5 protein-coding genes are annotated in these 7,686 nt (G+C 37.4%); 4 read left to right on the forward strand and 1 reads right to left on the reverse strand.

Annotated elements, in window-relative coordinates; all coding sequences use genetic code 11:
* The first annotated feature begins 91 nt into the window (after positions 1-91).
* From tkt to CY0110_RS19920, 3 genes are all read left to right on the forward strand, one after another.
* Entirely contained in the window at positions 92-2,104 is a 2,013-nt protein-coding gene (tkt, locus tag CY0110_RS19910; protein WP_008277342.1) for a transketolase, read from the forward strand.
* A gap of 157 nt (positions 2,105-2,261) precedes the next feature.
* Positions 2,262-3,704 (forward strand): ABC transporter substrate-binding protein, encoded by a 1,443-nt coding sequence (locus tag CY0110_RS19915; RefSeq protein WP_008277343.1) that lies wholly within the window; start codon positions 2,262-2,264, stop codon positions 3,702-3,704.
* A 6-nt stretch (positions 3,705-3,710) separates the two neighbouring features.
* The gene (locus tag CY0110_RS19920) at positions 3,711-5,696 is read left to right on the forward strand and encodes a hypothetical protein (protein ID WP_008277344.1); all 1,986 of its coding nucleotides are present in this window, start codon (positions 3,711-3,713) and stop codon (positions 5,694-5,696) included.
* A 383-nt stretch (positions 5,697-6,079) separates the two neighbouring features.
* On the opposite strand, the gene CY0110_RS30480 is transcribed toward CY0110_RS19920, so the two are convergent.
* Positions 6,080-6,349 carry an SH3 domain-containing protein gene (locus CY0110_RS30480; RefSeq protein ID WP_008277346.1) on the reverse strand — a complete coding sequence of 90 codons (270 nt, stop codon included), beginning with the start codon at positions 6,347-6,349 and terminating at the stop codon, positions 6,080-6,082.
* A gap of 115 nt (positions 6,350-6,464) precedes the next feature.
* Here CY0110_RS30480 and CY0110_RS19930 point away from each other — a divergent pair.
* A partial coding sequence (locus CY0110_RS19930; RefSeq protein ID WP_008277347.1) for a hydroxysqualene dehydroxylase occupies positions 6,465-7,686 on the forward strand: 1,222 nt, incomplete at its 3' end.

A 7,686-nucleotide genomic window follows, 5' to 3' on the forward strand; every position in this document is an offset into this window, starting at 1 on the left:
ATAAAAACAAACCTTGGGGCAAATTACAGATCGGGAGTTGCCCACTCCACACTGAATTGTTGTCTTATCGTAGTTTATTTCAAGAAAAATTATGGTCGCTGCCACCCAGTCACTTCAAGAACTTTGTATTAATTCTATTCGTTTTTTAGCAGTTGATGCTGTAGAAAAAGCAAAATCAGGACACCCAGGACTGCCCATGGGCGCGGCCCCGATGGCTTATGTCCTGTGGGATCAGTTTATGCGGTTTAATCCCAAAAATCCCAAATGGTTTAATCGCGATCGCTTCATCTTATCGGCGGGTCATGGCTGTATGTTACAGTACGCCCTACTCTATTTGACCGGTTACGATAGTGTCACCATCGAAGACATAAAACAATTCCGTCAATGGGAATCTAAGACCCCTGGACACCCAGAAAACTTTGAAACCGAAGGGGTCGAAGTTACCACAGGACCCCTAGGACAAGGGATCGCTAACGGTGTGGGTTTAGCCTTAGCAGAAGCTCATTTAGCAGCTACTTTCAACAAACCTGATGCTACCATTGTTGACCATTACACCTATGTTATTTTAGGGGATGGTTGCAATATGGAAGGGGTGGCCAGTGAAGCTTGTTCTGTTGCTGGTCACTGGGGACTAGGCAAACTCATTGCTCTTTATGACGATAACCATATCTCTATCGATGGTTCTACCGATGTCGCCTTTACTGAAGATGTGTCCAAACGCTTTGAAGCTTATGGTTGGCACGTTCTCCATGTGGAAAATGGTAACACCGATTTAGATGGTATTGCCAAGGCGATCGAAGAAGCCAAAAAAGTCACCGATAAACCTTCGATGATCAAAGTAACCACTACCATCGGTTACGGTTCTCCCAACAAACAAAACACCGCCGGTATTCACGGGGCTGCTTTGGGGGCTGATGAAATTGAGTTAACCCGTCATAATTTGGGATGGGAGCATGAACCTTTTGTTGTGCCTCAAGATGTGCTAAGCCACATGAATAAAGCCATCGAACGGGGTGCTGACTATGAAAACGAATGGAACAAAGCCTTTGAAACTTACAAGTCGAAATATCCCGCCGAAGCTGCTGAGTTTGAACGCTATTTAAGTGGTCAACTTCGTGAAGGTTGGGAGAAAGAACTCCCAACCTTTACCCCCGAAGATTCTGCGACAGCAACTCGTAAGCATTCTGCTGCTATCCTCAATAAGTTGGCTCCTGTGATTCCTGAATTAATTGGGGGTTCGGCTGATTTAACCCACTCTAACTTAACAGAATTAAAAGTTTCTGGTGATTTCCAAAAAGGACAGTATGGTAACCGTAACGTCCACTTTGGGGTCAGAGAGCATGGTATGGGTGCTATCTGTAACGGAATGGCTTTACATGGTTCTGGTTTAATTCCTTACGGTGCGACTTTCCTAATCTTTACTGACTATATGCGGGCTTCTATCCGTTTATCAGCTTTATCTCAAGCTGGCTCTATCTGGGTGATGACTCACGACTCCATTGGACAAGGGGAAGATGGTCCCACTCACCAACCAGTAGAGGTATTAGCGTCTTTACGCGCCATTCCTAATTTAACAGTTATTCGTCCTGCAGATGGTAATGAGTGTTCTGGAGCTTATAAAGTCGCTATTGAGAAGGCAAAACAAAACGCTCCTACTTTGATGGCTTTCACTCGTCAAAATGTGCCTAACCTTCCTGGAACTTCTATTGAAGGGACAAGCAAGGGTGCTTATACCATTGTTGACTGTGATGGAACTCCTGATATTATCCTCATTGGAACGGGTTCTGAAGTTAGCCTCTGTGTCAGTGCAGCCGAAAAATTAACCGGCGAAGGTAAGAAAGTCCGTGTGGTTTCTATGCCTTCTTGGGAGTTATTTGAAGCGCAAGACGCAGCTTATAAAGAGTCTGTTTTACCTAAAGCGGTTACAAAACGGGTATCCGTTGAAGCTGGCGTTAGCTTTGGTTGGGCGAAATATGTCGGCTCCGAAGGAGATACAGTGAGTATCGACCGTTTTGGTGCTTCTGCTCCTGGCGCAACCTGTATGGAAAAATTTGGCTTTAGTGTAGATAATGTTTTAGCTAAAGCAAAAGCTGTTTTAGGATAGTTAATGCCTAATTCTCATTATTCATAAATTAAAACCCTCTATGTTTTTAGGGGGTTTTTTATGCTTTTAAAATCTTGCACCTTACACTCTACTTTCACTACGCAACGGATTCAACAGAGGCTAATTATAATAGATTAGCCGTTAATTAATAACATTCATGGATAAAACATTAAAAATAATCTTGGCTACTTTAAGTACCATTGGTACATTAGCCATTATTGTTATCCTCTGGGAATTAGCAGTTAAACCTCTTCTCATTAGTAATAATGACCCAATTCCTGATCCAAGTCCTACTATTACTTCTTCCCCAACATCTAGCCCTTCTCCTACTGATCCTAGCTTAACAGAAATCACCTTAAACGAACGATTTAGTAATGGCGATCACCGTTTATTTACCAATTCCAATAACTCTAATGTTGAGCAAGGTATTGCAGCGTTTAAAGCAGGAAACTATGATGAAGCGTATCAACAGTTTTCTGAAGCGATTAAAATAGTACCAAATGACCCAGAAATTCAAATTTATCTTAATAATTCACAGGCAAGAAAAGCAGGAAATCCCTTTACTTTAGCTGCTGTTGCACCAGTTGATGAAAAACCAACCAATGCAGAAGAAATGTTACGAGGAGTTGCCCAAGCTCAAACTCAATTTAATCAACAAGGGATTAATGGAAGACTATTAGAAATAGTAATTGTAAATGATAGTAATGATCCAACTTATGCTCAACAAGTGGCTAAAAAAATTGTTGATAATAATAATATTTTAGGAGTGATTGGTCATAATTCTAGTAGTGCGACTGCGGAGGGTTTAAAAGAATACGAAACAGCAGGGATAGCAATGATTTCTCCTACTAGCACCAGTACCAGTTTATCGGGTAATGTCTTTTTTAGAACAGTTCCTTCAGATGCGAAAGCAGGACAGTTTTTAGCTCGATATGCCATTCAAAATAATATTAGTAATGTGGCTGTTTTTTACACATCAACGAGTAATTATAGTCAAAGTTTGAAAGATGCTTTTGTTAATGGTTTTCAACTATTAGGAAGCACAACGGTGATAGATATGAGTCTTCCTAGTTTTAATCCTAAAAATACAGTAGAAAATTTACAAAATCAAGTAGATGCTTTTGTGATATTTCCTGATACTGATAATAAAATTATTAACCTTGCATTACAGGTTGCTGACGCTAATGCTAATGTAGGGAACCCCAAAAAATTATTAGGGGGTGATGCTCTATATAATCCTGCCACGCTAAAATTAAGTCAAGGAGGGGTGAAAGATTTAGTATTAGCTGTTCCTTGGTTTGCTAAAAATACTTATCCTTATACAAATTTAGCAGCAAAACGATGGGGAGGACGAGTGAGTTGGCGTACAGCAACCAGTTATGATGCTACTAAAGCCTTTACTAAAGTATTGTCGGAAAATGCTACCAGAAATAGGGTTTTAACTAATTTACAACAGACGGAATTATCCCCTGATGAAACATCAGGAGAACCCATACAATTTCTTAAAAGTGGCGATCGCAATACTGACCCTTTATTAGTTCGAGTGATTCCTAAAAGTAGTAATTTTGCTGAATACGATTTTGAAATTATTAATGACTAATTAGTTATGAAATTATCTATACTTACTTATCCTATTAGTTTCTTGATCCTATGTTCAACTCCCTTAATTAGTTGTTCTTCTGGTATTATTGGAACAACACCGATCAGAACAGAATTTAGTCAGAGATTACTCCGCCGTACAACGACGGAGCCTGCTCTGACCCTTGGTGAACTTTCGTCTTTAACTTTGCCTCCAGTTGAGACAAAATACCGTAATCAATGGACAGCAGAATTAGAAAAAGGCTTTCAAAAAAGAGCATTAGAAATTATTGATTTTTATGCCGATAGAGAAAGTTATGGCAATGGTTATGGAGAAAACGAAAAACGGTCTTATCCTAGAGCGATGTTGGATTTTTTAGCAGGAAATGAAGAGAAAGCGATCGCTTTTTTACAACAAGAAGATCCCCAAGCTGAAAAACATCAACATACGGATGGCATTGATTACTATTATTGTTTTACTTTAAAAGGGCAAATTCGTAAGTATTTTTTATATGGCAAATATTTTAATCCTGACTATAAACAACGAATGTTTGAAGGGGCAAAAAAATGGACATCTGAAGATCCTTTAAACCGTCCTCACCCTGTTTATGGGTTAGGAGATGGTAGCGGTAGAGACTGGGATATTAGTCGACGAGGAAGGTGGGTTGATGGCAGAAATACAGACAATTTGAGGGCGATGAGAGAAACCTCTGTTTACTTAATGGCCGAAGAAACAGGTAACGAAGAAACAAGATTAATTTATAAAGAAAAAATTCAGCGATATGTCTGGGCATTGTATCATATTGGTATGGGAGAATGGGACTCAGAAGTGTATCATGGACATACGTTTGCACCCTATCTAAATCTTTATGATTTTGCTAAAGATCCCGAAGTTAAATTATTAGCAAAAGCAGCTTTAGATTGGATGTCTGTCGCTGCTGCGATTAAATATTATCGAGGGGGTTGGGGAGGCCCAGTAAAACGAGATTATGGAGGGGGAAATGTAGCCATGGGGTCATCTTCTGCTAGAACTTTTTGGTTATATTTTGGTGATACCCCTTTACCAAATCATCACCCAGAAGAGGATACTTTATTCTTCATTACCAGTTCCTATCGTCCCCCATTAGCTGCCGTAGCATTAGCCCATAAAAACTTTAAAAAACCTCTAGAAATTCTTAGCAGTAAACCGTTATATGAAAATTGGAAACCTGGGAATTCTGATGAGCCGGGTTACTGGGAAACGCAGTTTTTTGGCAATACGTATCAGATGGGAAGTTTAGCAGCAAAATTTCCTGATGGCGATGTTGCTCCGTTTAAATTAATGGCTTATAATACTCAGCGAGGAGTTGATTATTTTGTGGTTAATACGGGTAAAAAATTTGTTAGACCAAGTAAACAACCAGGGGATGAAATTGGTCAATATCGTAATCTTTTAATTTGGTTACGTCCACCGTCTCAGTCTAATTTTAACTTTCAAATTCCTAAAAATTCTCTGGCAGAAATTGAAGATAATATTTGGTTTTTTAAACTTGAAAAAACTTGGTTGGCAGTTCATCCCATTAATTTGAAACCTTACCAAGAAGTTACACATAAAAAAGAGAAATATTCACAAGAAAAATTTCTAACAGCAGCAAAAAATACTAATAACTTTTATGGATTTGTTTTAGAGGTTGGGGAAAAAGAAACTCACGGTAATTATAATCAATTCAAAGAAAATATCAAAAAAAAGAGTCAGCTTAATTTAGAAAAGCTAACTAGGGGAATTATTAATTATCAAGGCAGTAATCGACAAACCTTGCAATTAATTTACAATACTCTTAATCTTTTACCGATGATTATCCGCGATGGAGACTTACATCAATGGTCAGAAAATTTTGCTCTTTATAACAGTCAAACAAAAGATAAATCTCCTATTTTTTTAGGTTACAAACAAGGAAAATTACAAGTAAAATCAGGGGGTTATGAGTTTACAACTGAAGTTAATGACGAGAGAGAAGTCGTGACTTCTCGATGATTTTACAATTTGACAATTGTCTAACTTATAACTACAAAACTGCAATTAAATTGTTTCTGGTTGATAACTTAATAACCAAATCAAAATGGGCGATATAATGGTGCAAGCAACGCTAATTAAGCCAACGACTTCTAAGGCTTGGGTAAAGTCAGTGGACATATTTTTATCCTCTAAATCTATGAACAAAAGGGCTGAGCATTAATACTCAAAAACGAAAGTTTCAGTGATATAAATACCCGATAATTCTAGGATACTTAAACAAAATCTATTCTTTCACCTGCTTCTACTATAATTTTAACAAATATTTTAAATAGTTACTCTTTATATAAAGAAGTGTATAATTTAATAAAGTTTTAAAACAACCAATGTCATAAGATTCATAATTAACGATCAAAACAACTAATAAATTCTCGAAATACCCAACCAAAGGCACCACTTTGAGGATATTGCCCCACTAAAGCCCAAGGACGACCCTTAGAGTCATAATCAATTTTAATAATATAAACTTCAATCCCATTGTTTAACGTATCTACAATTCTACCATTGGGGGTTTCCCGAACATTCAGAGGGGTTTCAGTGGGGTCTGTTACTTTACAAATTTGTTCAGCTTTGGCAGAATTAAATGGTAATTGCCACAGAGATAAGAGTAACAAAAATGATACAATCTGATATCATTTCAGCATAATTCCAATCAATTTTTATCTCTATTATAGGTTGGTTATTTTTTGAAATTTTCTCTATTTGAAAATATTTAACAAATTTTTAAAAATGTCAAAACACAAAAAAGTTGTGGTTGTGGGGGCTGGTTGGGCTGGTTTAGGAGCAACTTATCACTTAGCAAAACAAGGTTATGATGTCACTTTATTAGAAGCCTCTTCTTATCCTGGGGGGTTAGTCGCTGGCTGGAAAACAGAGGATGGAAAATCTATAGAAGCAGGAATTCATGGCTTTTGGTATCCATATAAAAATATTTTTCAATTAGTAGAAGAATTAGGGTTAAATCCCTTTACAAATTGGACTCGTTCTTCTCAATATTCTCCAGCAGGGTTAGAGGTAGAATCACCCATTTTTCAAGACCAACCCCTTTTACCGACTCCATTAGGAACATTTCTGTATACTAAATTTCAACGGCTACCTTTAATTGACCGCTTATCAGCATTACCCCTTCTTTATAGCTTAATCGATTTTGATAATTCCCCTGAAGCTTGGGAACGTTATGATAAAGTCACTGCTAGGGAATTATTTAAACAATTTGGCGTATCTTCTCGCCTCTATAAAGACGCTTTTGAACCCATGTTATTAGTAGGTTTATTTGCCCCAGGAGAACAATGTAGTGCAGCAGCTACATTAGGAATGCTCTATTATTTTATCTTAGCTCATCAACCGAATTTTGATGTAGTTTGGTGTCGAGGAACCGTAGGGGAAATGATATTCAAACCTTGGATAGAAAAGATAGAAAGTTTAGGGGGCAAAGTTTTAACTAATAAACGAGTAACTGACATTATTGTTACTAATCAAGGAACAACAAAAGGGGTTATGTGTAACAATGAAATTTTTGCAGCCGATGCCGTTATTTTAGGGGTTAGTATTAGTGGAATTAAAAAGATAGTAGCAGAAAGTAAGGTGTTAAATCAGTATCCAGAATTTTACAATTTATCTAATTTAGGGGGAATTGATGTTTTAGCCACTCGATTATGGTTTGATAAAAAAGTTGATATTCCTCTACCTTCTAATGCTTGTTTCGGCTTTGATAAAACCACAGGATGGACATTTTTTGATCTTAATCATCTTCATGACGAATACAAAGAGTTATCAGGAAGTGTTATCGAAGCAGATTTTTATCACGCTAATCAACTATTAACGATGAATGATGAACAAATTATTAATAAAGTCCATCAAGATTTAACCACTTGTATTCCTGGCTTTGCTAATGCTAATATTGTAGATAGTCGCGTCATTAAAGTACGTCAAGGAGTTACTCATTTTGCCC

This window comes from Crocosphaera chwakensis CCY0110, from assembly GCF_000169335.1.
Classification (GTDB): domain Bacteria; phylum Cyanobacteriota; class Cyanobacteriia; order Cyanobacteriales; family Microcystaceae; genus Crocosphaera; species Crocosphaera chwakensis.